20 protein-coding genes are annotated in these 23,949 nt (G+C 48.2%); 9 read left to right on the top strand and 11 right to left on the bottom strand.

Annotation, left to right across the window (positions count from 1 at the left end):
• Positions 1 to 64 precede the first annotated feature (64 nt).
• Positions 65 to 1,435 (bottom strand): MATE family efflux transporter, encoded by a 1,371-nt coding sequence (locus EQP46_RS06210; protein ID WP_129492820.1) that lies wholly within the window; start codon positions 1,433 to 1,435, stop codon positions 65 to 67.
• A 315-nt stretch (positions 1,436 to 1,750) separates the two neighbouring features.
• On the opposite strand from EQP46_RS06210, the gene EQP46_RS06205 reads away from it, so the two are divergent.
• The gene (locus tag EQP46_RS06205; RefSeq protein ID WP_129492819.1) at positions 1,751 to 2,359 is read left to right on the top strand and encodes a riboflavin synthase subunit alpha; all 609 of its coding nucleotides are present in this window, start codon (positions 1,751 to 1,753) and stop codon (positions 2,357 to 2,359) included.
• A gap of 82 nt (positions 2,360 to 2,441) precedes the next feature.
• Here EQP46_RS06205 and EQP46_RS06200 read toward each other — a convergent pair whose 3' ends face one another.
• The 8 genes from EQP46_RS06200 to hutC all read right to left on the bottom strand — a co-directional run bounded on the left by EQP46_RS06200 (position 2,442) and on the right by hutC (position 11,236).
• Positions 2,442 to 2,645, bottom strand: a complete 204-nt coding sequence (locus tag EQP46_RS06200; RefSeq protein ID WP_129492818.1) for a CPXCG motif-containing cysteine-rich protein — start codon at positions 2,643 to 2,645, stop codon at positions 2,442 to 2,444.
• Positions 2,646 to 2,953: 308 nt separating this feature from the next.
• A complete protein-coding gene (gene hxpB, locus EQP46_RS06195; protein ID WP_129492817.1) occupies positions 2,954 to 3,604 on the bottom strand; it encodes a hexitol phosphatase HxpB in 651 nt (216 codons plus the stop codon).
• 180 nt (positions 3,605 to 3,784) lie between these two features.
• Entirely contained in the window at positions 3,785 to 4,648 is an 864-nt protein-coding gene (locus tag EQP46_RS06190; protein ID WP_129492816.1) for a fructosamine kinase family protein, read from the bottom strand.
• Positions 4,649 to 4,811: 163 nt separating this feature from the next.
• Entirely contained in the window at positions 4,812 to 6,359 is a 1,548-nt protein-coding gene (gene hutH / locus EQP46_RS06185; RefSeq protein WP_129492815.1) for a histidine ammonia-lyase, read from the bottom strand.
• Between the two features lie 8 nt (positions 6,360 to 6,367).
• Positions 6,368 to 8,062 (bottom strand): urocanate hydratase, encoded by a 1,695-nt coding sequence (gene hutU, locus EQP46_RS06180; RefSeq protein WP_129492814.1) that lies wholly within the window; start codon positions 8,060 to 8,062, stop codon positions 6,368 to 6,370.
• A complete protein-coding gene (gene hutG / locus EQP46_RS06175; RefSeq protein WP_129492813.1) occupies positions 8,059 to 9,072 on the bottom strand; it encodes a formimidoylglutamase in 1,014 nt (337 codons plus the stop codon). Before hutG ends, hutU begins: the two co-directional genes overlap by 4 nt.
• A complete protein-coding gene (gene hutI / locus EQP46_RS06170) occupies positions 9,065 to 10,273 on the bottom strand; it encodes an imidazolonepropionase (RefSeq protein WP_129492812.1) in 1,209 nt (402 codons plus the stop codon). The genes hutG and hutI overlap by 8 nt, the downstream gene beginning before the upstream one ends.
• Positions 10,274 to 10,531: 258 nt before the next feature.
• Positions 10,532 to 11,236, bottom strand: a complete 705-nt coding sequence (gene hutC, locus EQP46_RS06165) for a histidine utilization repressor (RefSeq protein ID WP_129492811.1) — start codon at positions 11,234 to 11,236, stop codon at positions 10,532 to 10,534.
• A 272-nt stretch (positions 11,237 to 11,508) separates the two neighbouring features.
• Between hutC and EQP46_RS06160 the strand changes: the two genes are divergently transcribed.
• Positions 11,509 to 12,759, top strand: a complete 1,251-nt coding sequence (locus tag EQP46_RS06160; RefSeq protein WP_129492810.1) for a glycerophosphodiester phosphodiesterase family protein — start codon at positions 11,509 to 11,511, stop codon at positions 12,757 to 12,759.
• A 256-nt stretch (positions 12,760 to 13,015) separates the two neighbouring features.
• Here EQP46_RS06160 and EQP46_RS06155 read toward each other — a convergent pair whose 3' ends face one another.
• On the bottom strand, positions 13,016 to 13,867 hold the full coding sequence (locus EQP46_RS06155) for a hypothetical protein (protein WP_129492809.1): 852 nt from the start codon (positions 13,865 to 13,867) through the stop codon (positions 13,016 to 13,018).
• Positions 13,868 to 14,588: 721 nt separating this feature from the next.
• Here EQP46_RS06155 and thrS point away from each other — a divergent pair.
• The 4 genes from thrS to rplT all read left to right on the top strand — a co-directional run bounded on the left by thrS (position 14,589) and on the right by rplT (position 17,760).
• On the top strand, positions 14,589 to 16,517 hold the full coding sequence (gene thrS, locus EQP46_RS06150; RefSeq protein WP_129492808.1) for a threonine--tRNA ligase: 1,929 nt from the start codon (positions 14,589 to 14,591) through the stop codon (positions 16,515 to 16,517).
• Positions 16,518 to 16,520: 3 nt separating this feature from the next.
• Complete coding sequence (infC, locus tag EQP46_RS06145) at positions 16,521 to 17,066, top strand: translation initiation factor IF-3 (RefSeq protein WP_192545481.1); 546 nt, start codon at positions 16,521 to 16,523, stop codon at positions 17,064 to 17,066.
• 103 nt (positions 17,067 to 17,169) lie between these two features.
• Positions 17,170 to 17,364, top strand: coding sequence for a 50S ribosomal protein L35 (rpmI, locus tag EQP46_RS06140; protein ID WP_129492806.1), 195 nt, complete (start codon positions 17,170 to 17,172; stop codon positions 17,362 to 17,364).
• Between the two features lie 42 nt (positions 17,365 to 17,406).
• Positions 17,407 to 17,760 (top strand): 50S ribosomal protein L20, encoded by a 354-nt coding sequence (rplT, locus tag EQP46_RS06135; RefSeq protein ID WP_129492805.1) that lies wholly within the window; start codon positions 17,407 to 17,409, stop codon positions 17,758 to 17,760.
• Between the two features lie 76 nt (positions 17,761 to 17,836).
• Here rplT and EQP46_RS06130 read toward each other — a convergent pair whose 3' ends face one another.
• Positions 17,837 to 19,201: a polysaccharide deacetylase family protein gene (locus tag EQP46_RS06130; RefSeq protein ID WP_129492804.1), complete on the bottom strand. Its 1,365-nt coding sequence runs from the start codon at positions 19,199 to 19,201 to the stop codon at positions 17,837 to 17,839.
• Between the two features lie 487 nt (positions 19,202 to 19,688).
• On the opposite strand from EQP46_RS06130, the gene pheS reads away from it, so the two are divergent.
• From pheS to ihfA, 3 genes are all read left to right on the top strand, one after another.
• Positions 19,689 to 20,672 carry a phenylalanine--tRNA ligase subunit alpha gene (gene pheS / locus EQP46_RS06125; protein ID WP_017008555.1) on the top strand — a complete coding sequence of 328 codons (984 nt, stop codon included), beginning with the start codon at positions 19,689 to 19,691 and terminating at the stop codon, positions 20,670 to 20,672.
• A 19-nt stretch (positions 20,673 to 20,691) separates the two neighbouring features.
• Positions 20,692 to 23,079, top strand: a complete 2,388-nt coding sequence (gene pheT / locus EQP46_RS06120; protein ID WP_129492803.1) for a phenylalanine--tRNA ligase subunit beta — start codon at positions 20,692 to 20,694, stop codon at positions 23,077 to 23,079.
• Between the two features lie 410 nt (positions 23,080 to 23,489).
• Positions 23,490 to 23,786 (top strand): integration host factor subunit alpha, encoded by a 297-nt coding sequence (ihfA, locus tag EQP46_RS06115; protein ID WP_017008553.1) that lies wholly within the window; start codon positions 23,490 to 23,492, stop codon positions 23,784 to 23,786.
• Positions 23,787 to 23,949 lie beyond the last annotated feature (163 nt).

The following is a 23,949-nucleotide window of genomic DNA, read 5'->3' as shown; positions in this document are numbered from 1 at the left end:
TGGATTTTTGATGTAGGGCTGAAAAAAACATCCCAGCACGTGCTGGGATGTTTGTATGTCGGGATTATTTTTCGGCCATCGCGAGTTGGAACTCGGCGGATTGCCCTCTGATCCACATCAAGCGCATACCCAGCATGATGGCGGCAGAAGAAAGACCAATAATGATGCCAATCCAGAAACCGTAAGCGCCCATTGGTTCAACAATCCAATCTGTCATGCCGAGAATGTATCCCATCGGCACGCCGAGGATCCAATACGCCACAAAGGTACGGTTGAAGATGGCCTTCATGTCTTTATAGCCACGCAATGCGCCTGCAGCGACAACCTGCACAGAGTCTGTACATTGGTAAAGTGCTGCCAGTAGCATCAAGTTCGCGGCAATCGAAACCACTTCTGGGTTGCTGTTATAAAGGTGAATGATAGGTTCGCGGAAAATGACCGTCAGCGTTGCTGTACAGAGCGCGGCAACCAAGCCAAGAATGATCCCGAGCTTTGCAGAGCGCGCAGCACTTTCGGTGGATTTCTCACCCAACAAATGGCTCACACGAATGCTCACTGCCGTACCTAGGCTCATGGGTAACATGAACACCATCGACGAGAAGTTAATGGCGATTTGGTGCGCAGCAACCACTGTTGAACCTAGCGGTGCAATCAGTAGGGCGACAACGGCAAATAGAGTGACTTCGAAGAACAGGGCAGCAGCCACTGGCAATCCCATTTTGAACAAACGCCATAGCGCAGGAATGTTCGGTTTTTCGAAGTTTTGAAATGCGTTGATTCGACGAAGACGTTTGTTCACCATGATGTAAACAAACATGGATGCGAACATTAGCCAGTAAACAATGGCCGTTGCGACACCACAGCCAACCCCGCCCATGGCAGGCATGCCAAACTTACCGTAAACGAAGATCCAGTTTAGTGGCACGTTTGCGGCTAGGCCGATAAACCCGATCACCATCGCGGGCACGGTCATTGAAATGCCTTCTGCAAGGTTACGCAGTACTTGGAACAACAAGAAAGCAGGAACAGCCCAGATAACCGCGTGCAGGTAGCCCACCGTTTTCTCTGCAAGTAACGGATCGACGTCCATGTAGTGGACGATCGAACCGGCATTATAGAGAACGAGCGCAATAGGCACTGACAGGGCGAGCGCCATGTATACGCCTTGCTGCACTTGGAAAGGGATCTTATGTTGGCGACCAGAGCCGTTAAGCTGCGCGACAATTGGGATCATGGCAATCAAAATACCGATGCCAAAAAGGATGGATGGAAGCCAAACACTGGATGCAACAGCAACCGCCGCCATGTCAGTGGCACTTACGCCACCAGCCATAACTGTGTCGACAAACCCCATTGAGGTTTGTGCTAGTTGCGCAATAAAAACAGGGATACCCAACTTAATGATGGATTTCGCTTCTAGGCGGTAGTTTTGCACCTATTACTCCGAAAATACGATAAAAGAGGTAGGAAAAAGGACAGCACATTATACGCCCGCGAAACAAAGCGACAATCAAAGTCTCTGATAAACTCATTCATAAATGAATATGTGATTGATTCGATGGGGATACATCGACAAATAATTTACGTCGCCAATGGCTACGGGAAGATTTTTTGTTTCTGTCTAACAGTTTGTTTACGCTATACCCGAGGTGTCAGAATAGGCACAATGAGAAGCCGTTGCGCGTGATGGCTTCTTTGCTATTGGCAGTCACGCGACATATCAACTTCATGAAATTTAAAAGGACTCTGCATGTTTACTGGTATCGTTCAAGGCATTGGCCATATTGCCAAGATTGAAAAGCAGAAAGACTTTCAAAGTCACGCTGTCGTGTTTCCTTCTGACATGCTTGAAGGACTGGCATTGGGCGCATCAGTGGCACACAACGGATGCTGTTTAACCGTGACGCGCATCGACCAAGACATTATTTGGTTTGATTTGATGCAGGCAACGCTTGCGCTGACGAACCTTGGTGAACTTGTTGTGGGCGAAAAATTTAACCTTGAACGCGCAGCAAAGTTCGGTGATGAAATTGGTGGGCATTCTATGTCAGGCCACATCATGTGCATGGCGCGCGTTGTTGATGTGATTGATTCGGCGAATAACCGTCAGGTGTGGATTGAAGTGCCAGAGAGCATCACCAAATATGTGTTTGATAAAGGCTACATTGGGATTGATGGCATCAGCCTGACCATTGGTGACGTGCGTGACAACCGCTTTTGCGTCAATTTAATTCCTGAAACGCTCAACCGCACGAACATGGGCTGGCGTAAAGTGGGTGATAACGTGAATATCGAAGTTGACCCGCAGACCCAAGCGGTGGTGGATACGGTAGAACGTGTCATGGCCGCAAGAGGGTAGCGTTATTGCCGACCAAAGAAAAAGCCAGCGCAGCGCTGGCTTTTTTATTTTCAGTCAAAAGTAAAAGGTGGAAGTTAACGGTTTAGAAGACCTGCTCGTCGTCTGCATCGACGTATAAGTTAATGGTTTGATGCTGCGAATCGATTTGGAAATTCAAATGAATAGCATTACAGCATGCCGGGCAATCATCATAAAAATCCTGATCGCCGCTGCTCATATCCAACGTAATACGAATGCTATGACCACAGTGCGGACAGGTGATCCCTCTTTCGGTGTAGTTTTGCATGTTCCACTCCTTATCTGAACTGCGAGCCAGTAACATGACAGTGGAAAACTAGTCGTTGACTGAACTGGCCATGTGTCACCATTCTAAGAACTCAAGAATGTTTGCTCAGTGAAATAAGGTGAAACTTTGAAGGGAAACGAGTTTCTATAAACTCAGATTCATTTGATGGATATTTGTGTTTCTAAGTATTTCTGCAGCGAGGTATCGGAATGCATTGTTCGAATTGTTGCAGAAAAAGTTGAGAGGATGCTTCCGTAAAAATGGGGAGGGGAGCCAGAAACGCGAAAATCCAGGCTCCATGAAAACGCTTACTTGGTGAAATGTTCCATTGTTAATTCGTCTAGCGACGTAAGTTTCGCATCACTGATCACCCAGCGCTCTTGCCCTGCTACGTGGGCCTCAGGAACAACAATTGCTTTCATTTGCGCTGACTTAGCGGCCATCAAACCTGCGAAAGAATCTTCAAATGCAACACAAGATTGAGGGTCAACACCGAGGCTTTCCGCTGTATTCAGGTAAACCTCTGGGTGGGGCTTGCCATATTTAAGATGCTCGGCGGAATGACATTGCTCAAACCAAGAAGACAGGTCAAGCGCATCCAATGTGGCTTGAATTAAACGCATGGGTGATGATGAGGCCAGCGCAATGCGCAGGTTCGCTTGCTTGCAGAGATTCAATGCATGCAAAACGCCAGGCATCATGGGTTTATGTTCGGAAACAAGTTCGATCACTTTCAACGTGATGCGCTCACAAACGTCATCACAGCTTGGGCCTTCCCAACCGCGGGTGTTGTAGTAATGTCGAACGATCTGATCAATGCGAATGCCCGTGGTGGCGATAGTGTCTTCGCGGGTAATCGTGACACCAAGGTCGCCAAAGACAGCGATTTGAGCATCTTGCCAAAACGGTTCAGAGTCGACCAGCAGGCCATCCATATCAAAAATTGCAGCTTGAATCATAACCAACTTCTATTCCAATCAATAAAAATTTGCGCGCTAAACATACAACAAACCCATCCGAACGGTGAGCGTGACGTTGAAGCTTCACTAAACGGAAGGCATTTTCGTTTGTTTAGATAAAAGAAAAGGGCGCCGAGGCGCCCATTTTGACTGCATAGTAATTCGCTGCCAATCGCTTTGTTACGCTAAATCCAGTTTGGTGATCAACGCCTCTGTTTCTTCGAGGTAATGTCCGCCAAACAGTAAACAATGATTGAGCATGTGGTAGAGATTGTAGATGTCTTTTCTCGATTCAAACTCAGGATCCAGCGGCCAAACCTCGTCGTAGCCTTCATAAAAGCGCTCAGGAAAACCGGAGAACAAGTGTGTGGCTGCGATATCCACTTCTCTGTCTCCCCAGTAACACGCGGGGTCATAGACGATGGGGCCGTTGATCGACATGGAGGCATTGCCTGTCCATAAGTCGCCATGGAGTAGCGAGGGTTTGGGTTGATGCCCTGTTAACCGTTCTTTGATGGATTCAACTATGGTTTCGACATCACCAAATGACATGCCGCGTTCTTCCGCCAATTTCAATTGAAGGCCAATGCGATGGTCTGCAAAGAAGTTGGCCCATTTACGGTGCCAGTTGTTTCGCTGTTCTGTGGTGCCAATGAAATTGTCGATGTCGAAGCCGTATTCAAGTTGTTCACCCCATTGATGAAGGTTCGCCATTTCACGCCCTAGCAAATAGGCACTTTCTTCATTGAGCGGCTTCATCGGGATGTAATCCAACACCAACACGGCTTTTTCTTTGATGACACCAATGTAAATGACTTGCGGTACTGAAACGACACCACTGTTGGCGAGGTGGCGCAAACCCTCAGCCTCAGCCTCATAAATGGCCAAGTTTTCGCGTGAGTTTACCTTGACGAAGAAGCGAATATTCCCGCTGCTGATGGCATAACATTCGTTGATGTCGCCACCATCTATGGGGGTTTTCTCATCAACCTCGAACTGCTGACCGAGCGTGAGAGAGAGCTGAACGGAAAGCGAGTGCCACATAGGGTTACCTCTGCGTGTCGGCAAACAAAATGGTGTGATAACAAAATAGTAGCGCAATCTTGCGAGAGTAAAGTGCGACTAGACCACAAACCATGTGGCCTTCATCACTTTTGGTACAAAATATGATAAGCCTCCAGATTCAAGAGGCTTATTCGTGTGAGGTTTAACGCGTTTGAGACAACATGCTAGGTAAATGCTTGTCTGGCAGATACTTATTGTGTGTCGCTTCTAAAAGGTAAGAATTCGCTTTTTCAATGTCTGGTGCGAAGTAGCGGTCTTTATCATAGAAAGGCACGTGGCCACGAAGCTCTGCCTTAATTTGTTCGAGTTTTGGCGATGTTTTATGAGGGATTCTGAAATCAATGCCCTGACAAGCAGCGAGCAATTCTACCGCCAGTATCCCGCGCGTATTTGCCGCCATTTCTGTCAAACGCCGCCCCGCAAATGTCGCCATCGAAACGTGGTCTTCTTGGTTTGCTGAGGTGGGGAGGCTGTCGACAGAAGCTGGGTGCGCGAGGGTTTTGTTTTCACTCGCCAATGCCGCCGCGGTGACTTGCGCGATCATGAAGCCACTGTTAACACCGCCGTTGTCCACCAAAAATGGCGGTAATTTACTGAGCCCGCTGTCAATGAGTAGCGCCATTCTTCGCTCAGACAGGCTGCCGATTTCTGCGATGGCTAACGCGAGGTTGTCGGCTGCCATCGCGACAGGTTCGGCATGGAAGTTGCCCCCGGAAATAATGTCGTCTGCATCGCTAAACACAAGCGGGTTATCTGACACCGCATTCGCTTCCACTTCGAGCACGTTTGCTGCTTGGCGGATTTGCTCAAGGCACGCGCCCATGACTTGAGGTTGGCAACGCAACGAGTAAGGGTCTTGCACCTTTTCACATTTTTGATGGCTGTCACCAATTTCACTCGATTCGCCAAGCAGGTGACGGTACGCGGCGGCTGCATCCATCTGTGTTTGATGACCACGCACTTGGTGAATGCGTGGGTCAAACGGGCGTCGACTTCCTAACGCGGCTTCGACAGACAACGAGCCACAGGCCACCGCTGAAGCATAAAGATCTTCCGCGTAGAACAATCCTTCTAACGCAAATGCGGTAGAGGCTTGTGTGCCGTTCAGTAAGGCCAGACCTTCTTTTGGCCCGAGTGTAATAGGTGCTAATCCGGCGATTTTGAGTGCCATCGCGCCGGAGATAATCTCGCCTTTATGGCGGGCTTGTCCTTCGCCAAGCAGCACTGTACTCATGTGCGCAAGTGGGGCGAGATCACCCGATGCACCCACCGAGCCTTTCTTTGGAATACACGGATAAACTTCTGCATTAACGAGTTTGGCGATGGCTTCGACCACGGAAAAACGGATGCCGGAAAACCCGCGCGCAAGTCCGTTGATTTTCAACACCATCATGAGTCGGACGGTTTTGTCTTCCATGAATTCGCCAATGCCTGCAGCGTGGGACAGCACAATGCTACGTTGTAACGTTTCCAAATCGTCTTTTTCAATGCGGGTGTTGGCGAGTAAGCCAAATCCCGTATTGATGCCGTACACCACGCGGCCTTCATCCAGCACCTTGGCAACGGTGTCGATGCTCGGTTGCATGGTTTGCTCAACGTGATCGGCAAACGTCAGGGTGACAGGTTCGCGGCTGATTTTCCGCAATTGGTTAAGCGTCAATTCGCCAGGTTGAAGGCAAAGTTCGACCATGTTTATCCTCACTTTTTCACCGGTACATTTGGAATATCTAGCAACGGCAAATCCAATTGCTGTTCTTTGGCACAATTGATGGCGATGCCGTACCCTGCGTCAGCGTGGCGCATGACGCCAGTGGCGGGGTCGTTATGCAGTACTCGTCCCACACGTCGTGCTGCGTCTTCTGTTCCGTCACAGACAATCACGACACCTGAATGCTGTGAAAAGCCCATGCCGACACCGCCACCATGATGCAGAGATACCCACGTCGCGCCGGATGCTGTGTTAAGCAGGGCATTTAACAACGGCCAATCGGACACGGCATCGGAGCCGTCCATCATGCCTTCGGTTTCACGGTTAGGGCTGGCAACTGATCCGGAATCTAAATGATCGCGTCCAATCACGATGGGGGCTTTGAGTTCGCCGTTTTTCACCATCTCATTAAAGGCTAGACCCAAACGCGCGCGATCTTTAAGGCCCACCCAGCAGATTCGCGCAGGTAACCCTTGGAATTGAATACGTTCGCGAGCCATGTCTAACCAATTGTGAAGATGAGGGTTATCTGGAATGAGCTCTTTGACTTTTTGGTCGGTTTTGTAGATGTCTTCCGGATCCCCCGACAAGGCAGCCCAGCGGAACGGGCCGATACCTTGGCAGAAAAGGGGGCGGATATACGCGGGCACGAACCCGGGGAAATCAAAGGCATTTTCTACGCCCATTTCCAGCGCCATTTGGCGGATGTTATTGCCATAGTCGAGGGTTGCTGCGCCGCGCGTTTGTAGCGTTAACATGGCCTTCACTTGCGTTGCCATGGAGGCTTTGGCCGCGCTGACAACAGACGCTTCGTCTTCTTTTCTTCGATCATTGGCGTCTTCAAGTGTCCAACCTTGTGGCAGGTAGCCATTGAGTGGATCGTGCGCTGAGGTTTGGTCTGTGACCACGTCGGGTGTGATACCGCGTTTCACCAATTCTGCAAATATGTCTGCGGCATTGCCAAGCAAGCCAATCGACACCGGTTTGCCTTCATCATTGGCAGCGTGCAGCATCGCTAATGCTTCATCGAGCCCTGTGGCTTTTTTGTCGACGTATCCCGTGCGTAATCGGTAATCGATGCGGCTTTCGTCGCATTCAACGGCGATCATTGAAAAGCCCGCCATGGTCGCGGCGAGGGGCTGTGCACCCCCCATTCCGCCAAGACCGCCTGTCAGTACCCAGCGATTCTTTGCTTCGCCATTAAAGTGCTTTTTGGCGACGGCAACAAAGGTTTCATACGTGCCTTGAACGATGCCCTGTGAGCCTATGTATATCCAGCTGCCAGCCGTCATCTGCCCGTACATCATCAGCCCTTGTTTATCGAGCTCGTTAAAGTGTTCCCAGTTTGCCCAATGTGGCACCAAGTTCGAGTTTGCGATCAACACACGCGGCGCATCTTTGTGTGTTGGGAATACGCCAACGGGCTTGCCCGATTGCACCAACAAGGTTTGGTCGTCTTCAAGGCGTTTAAGCACTTCGACAATCTTGTCAAAACACTGCCAGTTTCGCGCTGCACGACCAATGCCGCCATACACCACCAAGGCATGGGGATGTTCTGCCACATCAGGGTGTAGATTGTTCATCAACATGCGAAGCGGGGCTTCGGTAAGCCAAGATTTCGCGTTCAATGTTGTGCCTCTTGGGGCGGCAAGTTCGCGCGCTAAATCTAATCGAGGATCGGTCATCGCATGACTCCTTTTGCAATGTGGCGTGGGGGTTCTGATAGGCTGCGTGTTATGGTCCATACAAGGCGTGCAGCCAATCGTGCGGTATGGTTGTCTATATCAAAGAGAGGGTTTAACTCGGCAATGTCCGCGAGTTTGAGTTTTCGGTTTCCGTGTTCGTCACTGGCGTTGCAGATCAATCGAATAAGCCGCTCAACCAGCGCATAATCGACGCCATGTGTCGCGGGCGCGCTGACACCGGGAGCAATGCTGGCAGGGAACACATCCAGATCGATGGTTAGATACAGCGCATCTAGATCTGCCATAAACGCAGCGAGTGTTTCAGATATCTCGCTAAAGTGATCAGGCTGACAGGCAATGTCTTCAATGGTAAGCACATTGAGTGTTTCCGCTTTATTAAACAAAGCGTGGGTGTTGCTCGCTCGGCTTACGCCAATGCAGGCATAGTGAAAAGGCCAAGCATGGGTTTGGCAATATTCTGCAATTTGTGAAAAGGGTGTGCCCGAACTGCCGTTCAAAGACGAACCTGAGGGCGTCCTTAAGTCAAAATGCGCATCGAAGTTAATGATGCCAATACGTGGTGGGGTGCGTATTTCGCCCTTGGCATAGTGATTGGCTAAACCTTGGAAACTTCCCCACGCCACATCGTGACCGCCGCCGAGAACAACCGGAAAGTGATGGTTCACGAGTGCGTTTTGAACCAGTGCCGCAAGGCGTTCTTGCGCATGTGCGAGGTTGTTGTCGTGGCAACTTATATCGCCTGCATCAAAGAGATTCAGATTATTGTGATGCCACGGGAGGTTGGCGAGCATCTTTCTGATCGCTGAGGGGGCGTTTTTCGCGCCAATGCGGCCTTTATTGCGCATGACACCTTCATCACACGCATAGCCGATCAGCATAACGCCTGTTGTTTCGGCCTCTTCAATAGACTGTACTTTTTGGTGAAAGCGCAGACCCAGTTCGCCGTCTTCATCATCAATGCGGCCTTGCCATAGGTGTTTATCAATCATTGGCTTTCACCCCTTTCAGATAGCGCGCGTGAAGCGGGGAAAGGCCAATTTGGTAACTGAGCGCTGCGGGCGTTTGAACATCCCAAACGGCAAAGTCAGCATCAAATCCTGCTGCTATTTGTCCTTTCGTTAACATGCCAACGGCTTGCGCTGCGTGTCTTGTCACGCCATAGAGGGTCTCTTTGGTGGTTAGCCCAAATAAGGTAGAAGCCATGTTCATCATCAATGTAAGACGAGCAAAAGGGGACGTACCTGGATTGAAATCTGTCGCGACGGCCATAGGAACGTGATTGGCACGAAGTAAATCAATGGGCGGCATTTGTGTTTCTCGTAAGAAATAGAACGCGCCTGGAAGCAATGTGGCAACTGTGCCGTGTTCAGCCAGTGTTTTAACGCCGATGTCATCGAGGTACTCAATATGATCAACGGACACTGCGCCCATGCTGGCGGCCAATGCACTGCCGCCTTGGTTTGATAATTGTTCGGTATGACCTTTAATGCGCAGCCCATGTTTAAGGGCGGTATCAAATACACGTGCCATTTGTGCTGGCGTGAATGCCATGGTTTCACAAAATACATCGACGGCGTCAGCGAGGTTTTCCTCTGCTGCCGCAGGGATCATTTCGTTGCAGACAAGGTCGATATAGGCTTCGGCGTTATGTTGATATTCCGGTGGAAGCGCATGCGCCCCTAACAATGTGGTGGTGATATTAACGTCAACATGCTGTGAGATTGCATTGGCAGCACGTAGCATTTTCAGTTCATCAGCGACCGTGAGGCCATATCCACTCTTGACTTCAATGGTTGTGACACCGTCACTAACTAACGACTGTGCGCGAGGAACCGCGAGTTCGATAAGGTGTTCCATGGAGGCTTTGCGCGTTGCAGCAACGGTTGAAAGGATCCCTCCACCTTGTTTGGCGATATCTTGGTAAGACGCGCCGTTGAGTCGTTGTTCAAACTCTGTCGCGCGATCGCCTGCGAAGACTAGGTGGGTGTGTGAATCAATGAACCCTGGCGTAACGAGTCGGTGCGCCATAGAGAGGCATTCGAATCCGTCGGTAGGCAAATTTGTACCCACCGTCGAGATAACGCCGTTTTCTACCGCTATCATTGCGTTTTCAACAACCTGAAAACCACCTGTATGTTCGATGCTCGTGTGCATCGACACCAACCGACAGTCGGTGAACATCCTTTTCATAACACGCCTCTTTAATGTATATACAAATGTATAGTCAAATGAGCTGACGTTTTCAAGAGGCTAGATGATTGAGTTGTGAGCAAAGGTGTAAATTAACGTGGCCGCACCCGATTTTTGCCGTTTGGAAAGCACCAAAAAAAGGGATTGGCAGGGCGTGGCGCTAGTTACCAAAGTCCTCGTAAACGCACTAACGCACTAACGCACTAACGCAATGGTTAGATGTGCTTGAGGAAGGTGTGCTCGATCTGCCCGATGACGTTATAAGCTGGTGCGTGCGCTGAGCTTGTAGCGATTTGCTGGGTGGTAGAGTAACGCTGCGCTGATCAATTGGTCACCGCTCCATGTGCGTCGATGTAAGAGAAGGCAGGGCTGATCGACGGATATTTGTAATTGCTGCGCGATCACTTCATTGGGCATGATGGCTTCAACCGTGTGCTCAATGGCGGATAAAGGGCAGTTGTCGACCAGATATTGGTTAGGTGTTTTGTCGGTGAAGTCTTGCGCTAAGTAATCTGGCGCATAGTTAGGGTTTACCCAACGCACTTCCAATTGTAGCGGGGTGTTGTCGGCAAAATGTATGATGTCGCTTTTGTATACGTCACCTCCCAACATGATCCCAAGCCGCATTGCCACATCCTCTGGCGCTTTGATGGCTTTTAGGCTCAACACTTCGCTGTGATAAACCTGCCCACGCTCTTTTATCTCATCAGCGATATTTCGAATGTCCATCAATGGGGATTCGGCTTTCCGCTGGCATACAAATGTGCCAAGTCGTGGGGTGCGCTCGAGTAAACCGTCATTCACTAAATCTCGGACGGCTTTATTGACCGTCATTCGACTCACTGAAAACTGTTCGCAAAGCTCGGCTTCCGTTGGGATACGACGCCCAACAGGCCATGCTTTGCTTTCAATTTTATCCAGTAAATAGGTTTTGATCTGCATGAAGCGCGGGGACTTTGTCATAGGAGTGCTCTATGTATTCGTATATACAAATGTTGCGACAAAGCACTATGAAAATCAAGGCTCTCTATAATTACCTCATCAATTTGTGACGCTTTTCAGTTCGAGAGGCTGTTGGCGCTCAAACATTACGCGTCGTGCGTCTCATTGGTGAATAGACATCAGACCGACATAAAACAGTAAGATGAGAGACGCACTTTATCCGCACACTTCCTTTAACCGTGTTTTTTGCATGGCGTTTATAGTTGAAGTGATAGATTCAAGGAACTGGATTCATGAAATTGCTAAAACTCGTAGGTGTGATGGCTTTAATAACGTCTGGCACTGTTTCCGCTGAAAGTACCGCTCCCAATGCCTCTGTCGATGCGCACTTTGATACAAATCCCGTTATCACGTTAGGCCCAAGACCTGCATTTTTAGTGAATGACATGGATGAGGGCCCGCTGAAGGAAAAACTCAAGGCATGTATTGGTATGCCAATGCGCGCGAGTGACTTCTCAATTGGGCATCGGGGCGCATCACTGATGTTTCCAGAACATACGCGAGAATCTTACATTGCCGCTGCTCAAATGGGGGCGGGCATCGTTGAATGTGATGTGACATTCACGAAAGACAAAGCGCTCGTTTGTCGGCATTCCCAAAACGATTTACATATGACGACAGATATACTTGCGCACCCAGAACTTGCGGCAAAATGCACTGTACCATTCACGCCAGCTGTTCCCAGCAAAGGCAAAAAAGCAAACGTGGAATGCCGAACATCAGACTTAACGCTTAAAGAATTTAAGCAGTTAAAAGGGAAGATGGATGGTGCAAACCCAATGGCAACAACAGTAGAAGCCTATATGAAAGGTACGCCGGGTTGGAGAACAGACTTGTACGCCAGTCGTGGTACGTTGATGACGCATGCTGAGAGCATTGAACTGCTCAAATCATTGGGGGTAAAAATGACGCCTGAACTTAAAGTGCCAAAGGTCTCAATGCCGTTTGATGGGTTTAGCCAAGCGGATTATGCGCAGAAAATGATCGATGAATATAAAGCCGCGGGTGTCTCCGCTGAAAATGTCTTCCCACAATCATTTAATCTTGATGATGTTACCTACTGGATCGAGAATGAGCCCACATTTGGTGAGCAGGCTGTGTATTTGGATGCGCGCGTATACAAACAGCGGAATTGGAAATCGTCCTTAAAGGAAATGAAGGCGTTGTCAGAGAAGGGGGTGAAATACATTTCTCCACCGCAGTTTGCATTACTCAGTCTGAATAAAGCGGGGGACATTGTTGCCTCTGACTATGCGGAACATGCGAAGCAAGCAGATATAAACGTTATCAGTTGGACATTGGAGCGGTCGGGCTCTTTGGCAAACGGTGGTGGTTGGTATTATCAATCTGTTAAAGATGCGATTAACAATGACGGCGACGTGCTAACGGTTCTCGATGTGCTTGCAAATGATGTGGGTGTTGTCGGCGTGTTTTCGGATTGGCCAGCAACAACGACATTTTACGCGAATTGCGTGGGGCTTTGAGGTTACAACGATGTTCGATGTCGGGAAAAAGCAGGCCTATCGACGGGTGCCGATGAGGCCTGAACCTACAGCATTGCAACATCACTTCTTATTACGCCACCAGTTTCGCATTGGTTCACTTTTTTGTTGATGCAGGCTGAGAGTGGCGCCTTTTCATCCAACAGATGAACTACTCGCTAGCTGACAAACGAAAAATGCCGCAGAGAGACTCTGCGGCATTGTTTCATTTATTGCGTACAGTTAAAGGGTAGCGGGATTAAACCCACATAAACTCGTCAGCTGCTGGCATTGTTGTGTCGCCACAACCACAGGCTGTTCCATGGTCAGTGCCGTGGCCCATATCCGTACCATGACCTGAACCATGACCTGAACCATGACCGGTATCCGTACCATGGCCACCACCATGTTCAGTACCGTGGTCAGTTAGCCAACCCATGCCCATTTCTGCATGTGATAGGCCGTCTACTGTGTTGCCAAATACATGGTTGTTTGCTGTTTCCCACGCTTCCATTGCAGGATCAACGATGTGATCAGTTAGGTTATCGAACACAAAGCTTTGAGCATCATCTAAAAGTAGCGGAGCCTGAGAAATGTGATTGTGACCAATGATACCTGTGAGTAATTCACTCGACGCTTCAGAAACCATGTCAATTGGGATCTGTAGCAACTCAATGTCGTGCTCTAGGTGCATCGCGATATGTTCTTCCGCGGTTTCAACAATCTCGCCAACGCCTTCCTTGATGATATCTGGAATGCACTCAGCATGACCTTCGATTGCTGCATCAACCACTTCGCCAGTCGTTGATACAACAGTACCAACAGCTTGGCCAACTTGAGCAACGTTCATCATAAAGTGGTGAGTAACGATTTCAGCGGCGTCAGTGACACCGTCAACGACCGTGGCAACCGCTGCGGTAATGCCATTGATTATGGGGATGTCTGCCGTGACCTCGGCGATCTTATCACCCACGTCACTGATGAACTCATCCACAGCGCTCACTGCGGTGCTGACTGCATTTGCTACGGTTGTTACTGCGGTAGAAATTGCATCACCTACTGCGCTAATTGCATCGCCAATGCCTTTAAAGATATCTGTAAACCATCCCATGATGTTCTTCCTTTTTTTACTGTGAAGTTATTTCACTTTCCATAAATGTCTCGTACTGCTTTTTTCGAGACCGTTTGAATGCAATCCGTCAAAATGCGTCTATCCCACTGCCGTGAGATATCTAAACGTCTTGCAAACTCTTTTGATTGAGCGATGAACCTGTCCGTCGTTTCGCTCGTCAGCTTTGCTGCATAGAGCCGTACTGCGTATGTAACGCGCATGGCCTAGCTACTTAAAAAGATTTAGAGATTGCTAAATCACTGAGTTATATATCTATCTCGTGCTTTGTTGACTGAATGCCAAAACCTAATGTCACGCAAACTGTGCATCGAGGTAGCAAAATTAGACGTTGGTGCAATTCACGGAGGTTTAGTGTGTGAATGGGGTATGAAGCCAGAGGCATAAAGTGAATAGTCACTGGATAACTAAGACCGCCAGTGCGAGAAAGTATGGGTTTGATGCACCCTATATAAAGAAGAGGAGAGAGGTGCAGGGGTATGGCGTACGCATAACATGTAGCAATCAAAGTGATGGATGTTGCGTTCTCTATTAATGGGGGTACAATCCTTGTCTTCGCTTGGGTGCTCACATTTTGATTTGTAACAAAATCCGCACCAACGAGAGCGTATTTTTCAAGTGCAGCGGTAATGCCTTTTTCCGCGCACAGAATTCATGAACAAGTGCTACTTCGTGTGTAGCACCACTGTAATAGGACATAACAATGCCTGTAATTACTCTTCCTGACGGTAGTCAACGTTCTTTTGACAACCCTGTTTCTACTCTTGATGTCGCGCTAGATATCGGCCCAGGTCTTGCGAAAGCATGCATCGCTGGTCGTGTTGATGGTCAACGTGTTGATGCGTGCGATCTGATCGAACAAGACGCGAACTTGGAAATCATCACTGCGAAAGACGAAGACGGTCTTGAAATCATTCGCCACTCATGTGCTCACTTGCTCGGTCACGCGATCAAGCAATTGTTCCCTGACGTGAAAATGGCGATCGGTCCAACCATCGACAGCGGTTTCTACTACGACGTTGATCTTGACCGTTCTATTACGCAAGAAGACTTGGATGCGATTGAAAAGCGCATGAAGGAACTTGCTAAGACCAAATACCAGGTCATTAAGAAGAACGTAAGCTGGCAAGAAGCACGTGATACGTTTGAATCACGTGGCGAATCTTACAAGATTGAAATCCTTGACGAGAACGTGTCTCGCGATGACCGTCCAGGCTTGTACCACCACGAAGAATACATCGACATGTGTCGTGGTCCGCACGTACCAAACATGAGCTTCTGCCAAAACTTCAAAATTTTGAACGTGGCAGGTGCATACTGGCGTGGTAACAGCGACAACAAGATGCTTCAACGCATCTACGGCACCGCGTTCTACGACAAGAAAGAGCTGAAAGCTCACCTTGTTCGTCTAGAAGAAGCAGCAAAACGTGACCACCGTAAACTGGGTAAGCAACTTGATCTGTACCATATGCAGCAAGAAGCGCCAGGTATGGTGTTCTGGCACCACAATGGTTGGACGGTATTCCGCGAGCTGGAAGTGTTCATCCGTGAAAAACTGACTGAATACGAATATCAGGAAGTGAAAGGCCCGTTGATCATGGACCGCGTTCTTTGGGAGCGTTCTGGTCACTGGGACAAATATTCAGAGTATATGTTCACGACGCAATCTGAGAGCCGTGAATACGCACTGAAACCAATGAACTGTCCTGGTCACGTTCAGATTTTCAACCAAGGTTTGAAATCTTACCGTGATCTTCCGCTACGTATGGCGGAGTTTGGTAGCTGTCACCGTAACGAGCCATCAGGTGCATTGCACGGTCTGATGCGTGTTCGTGGCTTTACCCAAGATGATGCACACATCTTCTGTACGCCTGAACAGGTTCAGCAAGAAGTGACGTCATGTATCTCTATGGTATATGACACATACAAAACGTTCGGTTTCGAAGAAATCGTCGTGAAACTGTCTACACGCCCTGAACAGCGTGTGGGTTCAGACGAAATGTGGGACCGTGCAGAGACTGCATTGGCTGAAGCGCTTGACGCTATGGGCATTAAATTTGAGATTCTGGACGGGGAAGGTGCTTTCTACGGTCCTAAGATTGAATTTACCCTACATGATTGTTTGGATCGCGCGTGGCAGTGTGGTACTGTGCAGCTCGATTTCGCTCTGCCTGAGCGTTTGGGCGCAACGTATGTTGGCGAAGACAACGAACGCCATACGCCTGTAATGATTCACCGTGCAATTCTCGGTTCTCTAGAACGTTTCATCGGTATTTTGATCGAAGAGTATGCAGGTCATTTTCCGAGCTGGTTAGCCCCTCAACAGGCTGTGGTTATGAATATCACAGACAACCAAGCCGATTATGTTCAGGAAGTAGCGAAAAAACTGCAAAAAGCAGGATTTAGAGCATCTGCGGACTTGAGAAACGAGAAGATTGGCTTTAAAATCCGAGAACATACTTTGAAGCGCGTACCTTACATGCTTGTTTGTGGTGACCAAGAGATGGAAGCCGGCGAAATCGCAGTACGTACGCGTAAAGGTAAAGATTTGGGTAAATTCAAGATTGAAGATTTTGTTTCTCTGCTCGAGAACGAAGTTCGCACCCGAACGCTCAATATTTTGGAGGAATAAGGTATTAAAGGCGCAAGAAAAGCCCCAGTTAAACAACATGCTCATCGCTTGAATGATGAAATTCGTGGTATTGACGAAGTTCGTCTTACAGGCCTTGATGGTGAAGCAATCGGCGTTGTATCTCTCCAAGAAGCGATGAGAATCGCTGAAGGTGAGGGCGTTGATCTGGTTGAAATCAGCCCTAATGCCGAGCCGCCTGTCTGTCGTGTGATGGACTACGGTAAGTTCATATTCGAAAAGAGCAAGGCTGCGAAAGAGCAGAAGAAAAAACAGAAGGTTATTCAGGTTAAGGAAATCAAATTCCGTCCTGGTACCGATATTGGCGACTATCAGGTAAAACTACGCAACCTGGTTCGCTTTATTGAAGAGGGTAACAAGGTCAAGGTCACTATCCGTTTCCGTGGTCGCGAAATGGCGCACCAAGAAATCGGTGTTGACGTTTTGAATCGTTTGAAGGAAGACACTGCTGAAATTTGTTTGGTAGAAAGCTTCCCGACGCGAATCGAAGGTCGTCAAATGATCATGGTTCTTGCCCCTAAAAAGAAGTAATTTCGGCATACAAGTAATACAAGAGGCTATGCCTTAGGGCATAGCCTCTTTATTCGCCAAATTACATAGTTATTAACATGCATACAATGCGGAGTTATTCATCATGCCTAAGATGAAATCAAACAAAGGTGCAGCTAAGCGTTTCAAGAAAACTGCTGGCGGCTTTAAGTACAAGCACGCAACTAAACGTCACATCCTGACTAAGCGTACTACTAAGAACAAACGTCAACTGCGTCCAAACGCGATTTTGCCTAAGTGCGAAGTAGCAGCAGTTGTTCGTATGCTTCCATACGCATAATTTTTCTTAGTATTATTAACAAATTAGTTTAGGAGAGAGTCCATGGCTCGCGTTAAACGTGGTGTACAAGCTCGTGCACGTCACAAGAAAGTTCTAAAACAAGCTAAAGGTTACTACGGTGCACGTTCACGTGTTTACCGCGTAGCTTTCCAAGCAGTTACCAAAGCTGGTCAATACGCTTACCGTGACCGTCGTCAGAAGAAACGTCAATTCCGTCAACTATGGATTGCACGTATCAACGCTGCGGCTCGTCAAAACGGTATGTCTTACAGCCGTTTCATCAACGGTCTTAAGAAAGCGTCTATCGAAATCGATCGTAAGATCCTTGCCGATATCGCTGTATTCGACAAAGCGGCATTTGCTGTACTTGTTGAGAAAGCAAAAGCTGCTCTGTAATTATTACAGAATAGATTTCGCGTGAAAGGGGAGCTTCGGCTCCCCTTTTTCTTTGCCTAAAATCCGAGGAGTCTAATCATTCAGTATGTGGCGTACAAATTGTGATTTCTTGCCAAGGTGAGCTCTCGTAAAGGGCAGGGATCTGTTGTGTCGTCCACCAACTTGCTTGGTATTTCTTTCCTTTATACGTGACAGTGTCACTCGCTTCGTATGTCTGGTACACATCCCATTCTTCATTAGGGCATAGGGTTAACGCATCTGGTGCTTTCATCCAATCAATCAACTGCTTATGGTTTACGAATCGAACCGACGATTTCGATAATGCATAATCAGTAAAGCGTTCCAATACCCGTCGTCTGTTCTCAACCGTTGTTTCAGGCATGCCGAAGTGCTCTTGACCATTCACATACCCATAAAATCCAGAATGCAGCCCCAAAACCAACGGCGCTTTGTTTCCGCGTAACCTTAGGTCGAGGTTGTATTTATAAATCGCCACAACGTCATCTTCATTTAAACCTGCAGCGCCCCAAGCGGGTTCCGAATACAAATTCCAATCAAAGTTGTCACCTTTTCCTGAAACCGCATCAAACCAAGGAACGCGTGAAGCGATCTTGTCTCTCAGTGAGTACGTCAGGCCATATTTCTCCGCTTCTGAATCAGGCGGAACAATCAGCGTGTGTAACGGTACTTCCCATAGCGATGGTTGCGCAGAAACAGGTGGCTTCCACCCACCGTTAACGGCGAGGTCATGTTCCTTACTGCCATCATGAAGCGTATGCGGCCAGTAATTATTTGTGCCGTCATGTTCTGGTGTGATGCCCGCAGGGAAGCTAACGTCATAAGTGATCTTATTGGCTGCAATGGCTGATAAGGTGTTTTCGTTATAGGTTAGAAACGGCGCCCGGAAACCGCTGACAGTCTCTAATCCAATGCCACCTTCATTTTCCGGAGCAAGCAGCAGGGCATTACAACGCGCGACTTCGTCTTGCCATTCTTCTGTAGTCATCCAGCTTTCGAGTGGATTCCAGTTCACTTTGTCATCAGGGTGCGTTTCGGTGTGATTACCAATGTCGTGACCCGCCTTATTCGCCTTTCGCCACAATGCTAAAACGTCTTCATTTGTTCTCGCAGGGCTGCAGTGCATGAAAAAGCTTGCGCTAAGCGGTGCGTTGGCGAATCGATCCGCGCCTTGCGGATTTTTCCGACTGTTTAAAAACGCCAAAGTCCATGTCATGCCATCGACGTCGAGGTTGTCATCGAAACCTAGGCTAATAAACATCGGTGTGATATCGACGGGAAGTGGGGAGTGTTGTGAGGCGTCCAATGCAATCGTTTCTGAAAAACTCGGTGCTGCTACGAATAGCATAGAAGACGACAAAATGGCGGTAATACCAACTGACTGTGTGAAGCGGCTTCTTCTAAACCGCATTTTCTTATTCATTTTTATTGCCTTATAGATAAGCATGTAAATAGGTGCTCGAACTGCGCACCAAGATTAAATTAGGTCTACGAGGCGAATAAAGGGGAGCATTTCCGCGTTTGGTGACGACTTTTTAGAGGCAATAAGAAGTTTCATGAACTTGTTACATGTATGGGAGAAAAGCCTTTGCTCTAGATCTCTCAACGCCCGCTGTGTGTTCGCGTTACTTCGTCTTTGTGTTGGATGAGAGGACAGTAAAAACGCCAATTATTCACTTCTCGCCTTCTCAACGTTAAAAATTGAAGATGAATTAGCCATGACGCTGACTTTAACGCACTTTCAGTTTGGCTTTGTCACGCGGTTTATTTACTATGTAGCGTTACGTCTATACCAATTCTCAGAGCAAAATTTAGTCGCTTGCTGGAAAGGCTTCGAATCCGAATTTTGTTACGAGAATTGGTATTTTACTCACCGTAGGACACTGCCCGATTGGGTAGATGAGGAAACGATGCAACAACTAGAAGACATTCTGTCCAACGCAACGGCAGCCATTGAAGCGGCTGACTCTGTTGTGGCTCTGGATGAGGTACGCGTAAAGTACCTGGGTAAGAAGGGCGAACTGACTTTGCAACTTCAGGCGCTAGGTAAATTACCCCCTGAAGAACGCCGCGAAGCGGGCGCAAGCATCAACAAAGCGAAGCAAGCCGTTCAAGCTGCAATTTCAGAGCGCAAAAACGCACTTGAAAGCGCTGAACTAGAAGCGAAGCTGGCTGCTGAAACCATCGATGTAACCTTGCCAGGTCGTCGTATTGAGAACGGTGGTATTCACCCAGTAACGCGCACCATCGAGCGTATTGAAAGCTTCTTTGGTGAGTTGGGTTTCGATGTGAAAACCGGTCCAGAAATCGAAGATGCATTCCATAACTTCGACGCACTGAACATCGCTGAAGATCACCCTGCACGTACTGACCACGATACGTTCTTCTTTAACCCAGACCTGATGCTACGCACGCACACGTCTGGTGTTCAGATCCGTACCATGGAAGAAAACCAGCCACCGTTGCGTTTCATTGCGCCTGGCCGTGTTTACCGTAACGATTACGACCAAACTCACACCCCAATGTTCCACCAAGTGGAAGGTATGCTGGTTGATGAGAACGTAAACTTTGCACAGCTGAAAGGTATCCTTCACGACTTCCTATGTAACTTCTTTGAAGAAGACTTGGAAGTGCGTTTCCGTCCTTCTTACTTCCCGTTCACAGAACCTTCTGCGGAAGTGGATGTTCGTCGTAAAGACGGCAAGTGGCTGGAAATCCTGGGTTGCGGTATGGTTCACCCGAACGTACTTCGCGCCGTGAACATCGACCCAGAGAAATACTCAGGTTTTGCCTTCGGTATGGGTGTAGAGCGTCTGACCATGCTGCGTTATGGCGTGAATGACCTGCGTGCGTTCTTCGAGAACGATTTGCGTTTCCTGAAACAATTCAAGTAAGCATTGGGGTAATTGATAAATGAAATTCAGTGAATCCTGGCTTCGCGAGTGGGTTAAACCTGCTGTAAATAGCGAAGAACTGGCACACCAAATCACCATGGCTGGTCTAGAAGTAGACGACGTAGAAGCTGTTGCTGGTGAGTTTACCGGCGTCGTTGTCGGTGAAGTTGTTGAGTGTGGTCAACACCCTGATGCTGACAAACTGCGTGTAACCAAAGTGAACGTTGGCGGCGAAGAGCTGCTAGACATCGTTTGTGGTGCATCTAACTGTCGCCTTGGTTTGAAAGTTGCAGTAGCAACGGTAGGTGCTGTGCTGCCTGGCGATTTCAAAATCAAGAAAGCGAAACTTCGCGGTCAGCCTTCACACGGCATGCTTTGCTCATTCACTGAGCTAGGTATTGATGTTGAGTCTGACGGCATCATGGAACTGCCTGCTGATGCGGTTATCGGTACTGATTTCCGTGAGTTCCTTGCACTGAACGACGTCACCATTGATGTAGACCTAACGGCAAACCGTGCTGACTGTCTGAGCATCAAAGGTCTGGCTCGTGAAGTCGGCGTGTTGAACCGCGCAGAAGTGACTGACCCAGCATTCGAAAAAGTTGCGCCGTCAATTGACGACAAAATTGCTGTTGCTATCGAAGCACCACAAGCGTGTCCTCGCTACCTAGGCCGTGTTGTTCGCAACGTAAACGTGAAAGCAGCAACGCCACTTTGGATGCAAGAGAAATTGCGTCGTAGCGGTGTGCGCTCTATCGACCCAATCGTTGATATCACAAACTACGTGATGCTAGAGCAAGGCCAACCAATGCACGCATTTGATCTTTCTAAGATCGAAGGTGGTATCGTTGCACGCATGGCGAAGCAAGGCGAGAAACTGGTTCTTCTGGACGGTAACGAAGCTGAGCTTAACGACAACACCCTTGTTATCGCTGACCACAATAAAGCACTGGCGATTGCCGGTATCTTTGGTGGCGAATTCTCTGGTGTGAATGACGAAACGACTGACGTATTGCTTGAAGCCGCATTCTTTGCGCCAGATGCAATTCGTGGTCGCGCACGTAGCTACGGCCTGCACACAGATTCATCTCACCGTTTTGAGCGTGGCGTAGATTCAAATCTTCAGTTCCATGCGATGGAACGTGCAACACAGCTACTGATTGAAATCTGTGGTGGTGAAGCAGGGGAGATCGTTGGTCAAGAGTCTGAAGAGAACCTACCAAAAGCGAAAACCATTTCTCTGCGTCGCACCAAGCTAGATAACTTGCTAGGCCACAGCATTTCAAACGACGACGTTGTAGAAATTCTGACTCGCCTGGGTTGTGACGTTGAAACCACAGATGCAGGTTGGACAGCGAAAGCACCTTCATGGCGTTTTGATATGGCCATTGAAGAAGATTTGGTTGAAGAAGTTGGCCGTATCTTCGGTTACGACAACATTCCAAACCAAGCGCCGGCAGCACACCTAACAATGAACCTACACAAAGAAGCGAACCAGCCTCTGAAACGTGTGCGTGATTTGTTGGTTGACCGTGGTTACCACGAAGCGATCACCTACAGCTTTGTAGAGCCTTCGCAACAAGCGTTGATCGTTCCAAACGTTGAGCCATTGATTCTGCCGCACCCAATTTCTGCGGACATGTCAGCAATGCGCTTGAGCCTGTGGACGGGTCTACTCAACACCGTTGCTTACAACCAAAAACGTCAGCAACCACGTGTGCGTTTGTTTGAAGCGGGTCTTCGCTTTATTCCTGAAGCGTCTGCTGAAAACGGCATGCGTCAAGAAATGATGCTTGCAGGCGTGATTGCAGGCCCACGCTCTGAAGAGCATTGGGACATCGCGACGAATGGCGTTGATTTCTTCGACATGAAGGGCGATTTGGAAGCGATTCTTGAGCTTACGGCTAACGAGCTGGCATACAGCTTTAAAGCCGCTAAGCACCCAGCACTGCACCCAGGTCAAAGCGCAGCTATAGAAGTTGACGGCAAAATCGTTGGTCACATCGGTACTGTTCACCCAGAACTAGAGCGCAAGTTTGGTCTTAACGGCCGTACTATCGTGTTCGAAATCGAGTGGGCTGCGATCAACCAACGTATTATCCCAGAAGCGGTAGTGATTTCTAAGTTCCCTGCGAACCGTCGCGACATCGCTGTGATTGTGGGTGATGAGGTTGAGTCAGAAGCGGTTGTTCGTGCTTGTTTGGATACAGACAATGCGCTAATCAAAGCGTCTAAGCTGTTCGACCTTTATAAAGGTAAAGGTGTTGAAGACGGTAAGAAGAGTTTGGCGATTGCGCTGACCCTTCAATCTGACGAACGCACACTCGAAGAAAGCGATATTTCTGAGTCAGTTGCGGCAGTAGTTTCACACCTTGGCGAAAAATTTGGCGCGAATCTTCGCGACTAAAATGAAAAATATCAATAAAAAAGCAGCCATTAGGCTGCTTTTTTTATGTCTAAAAGTTCTAACACCTATCACTCTGATAAATCAATGTTTTATCAGACGTGAAACAAATGACCTTACGCAAACGATAAAAGTTCAGTAAAAACAGATGATAATGAGAGAAGTGGAAAATAAGTGTATCACTTTTTATGCATGTCTCACGAATGAAAAACTCATAAACAGAGCACTGTTCTAAATAATGATATGGAAAAAAGTTGGCGCAAATCAGCCAGTTGGCTTACACTGTTGTTAAGTTGCTGCAGAGGAACTGACTGCTCGAATGAACAGTAAATGAATATTTCGATGCAGTGAAATATCGTGGTGTAGATACGACGTATCACATTTGTGTTTAACATTTCTTGAGGGAATGACCTATGGCGCTCACCAAGGCCGATTTGGCTGAGAACCTGTTTGAAAACGTCGGAATGAGCAAGCGGGACGCCAAGGAGACTGTTGAAGCCTTTTTTGAAGAAGTTCGAAAAGCGCTTGAAGCTGGCGAACAAGTAAAGCTGTCGGGATTCGGTAACTTCGATCTTCGAGACAAGAATGAACGTCCTGGCCGCAACCCGAAAACGGGTGAAGATATCCCAATTACTGCTCGACGTGTGGTGACGTTCCGTCCGGGACAGAAGCTAAAAGCACGCGTTGAAGATGCCAAGCTAGAAAAATAACAGTCCAGTGTGACGTTAGAAGAAACCGTAGCCCAATCGCTGCGGTTTTTTATTGCCTGAAATTCACCAAGATCTCGCTATGTAAACGGTTCTATGTGCTTTTAGGGTATGACTATCAAACGCCTATCTCTCAATTCAATCGTCCATTTAGGCGAAATCATTG

Source organism: Enterovibrio baiacu (assembly GCF_004120195.1).
Classification (GTDB): Bacteria; Pseudomonadota; Gammaproteobacteria; order Enterobacterales; family Vibrionaceae; genus Enterovibrio; species Enterovibrio baiacui.
The sequence above is the reverse complement of the archived record's forward strand: the minus strand, read 5'-3'. Positions and strand labels throughout refer to the sequence as shown.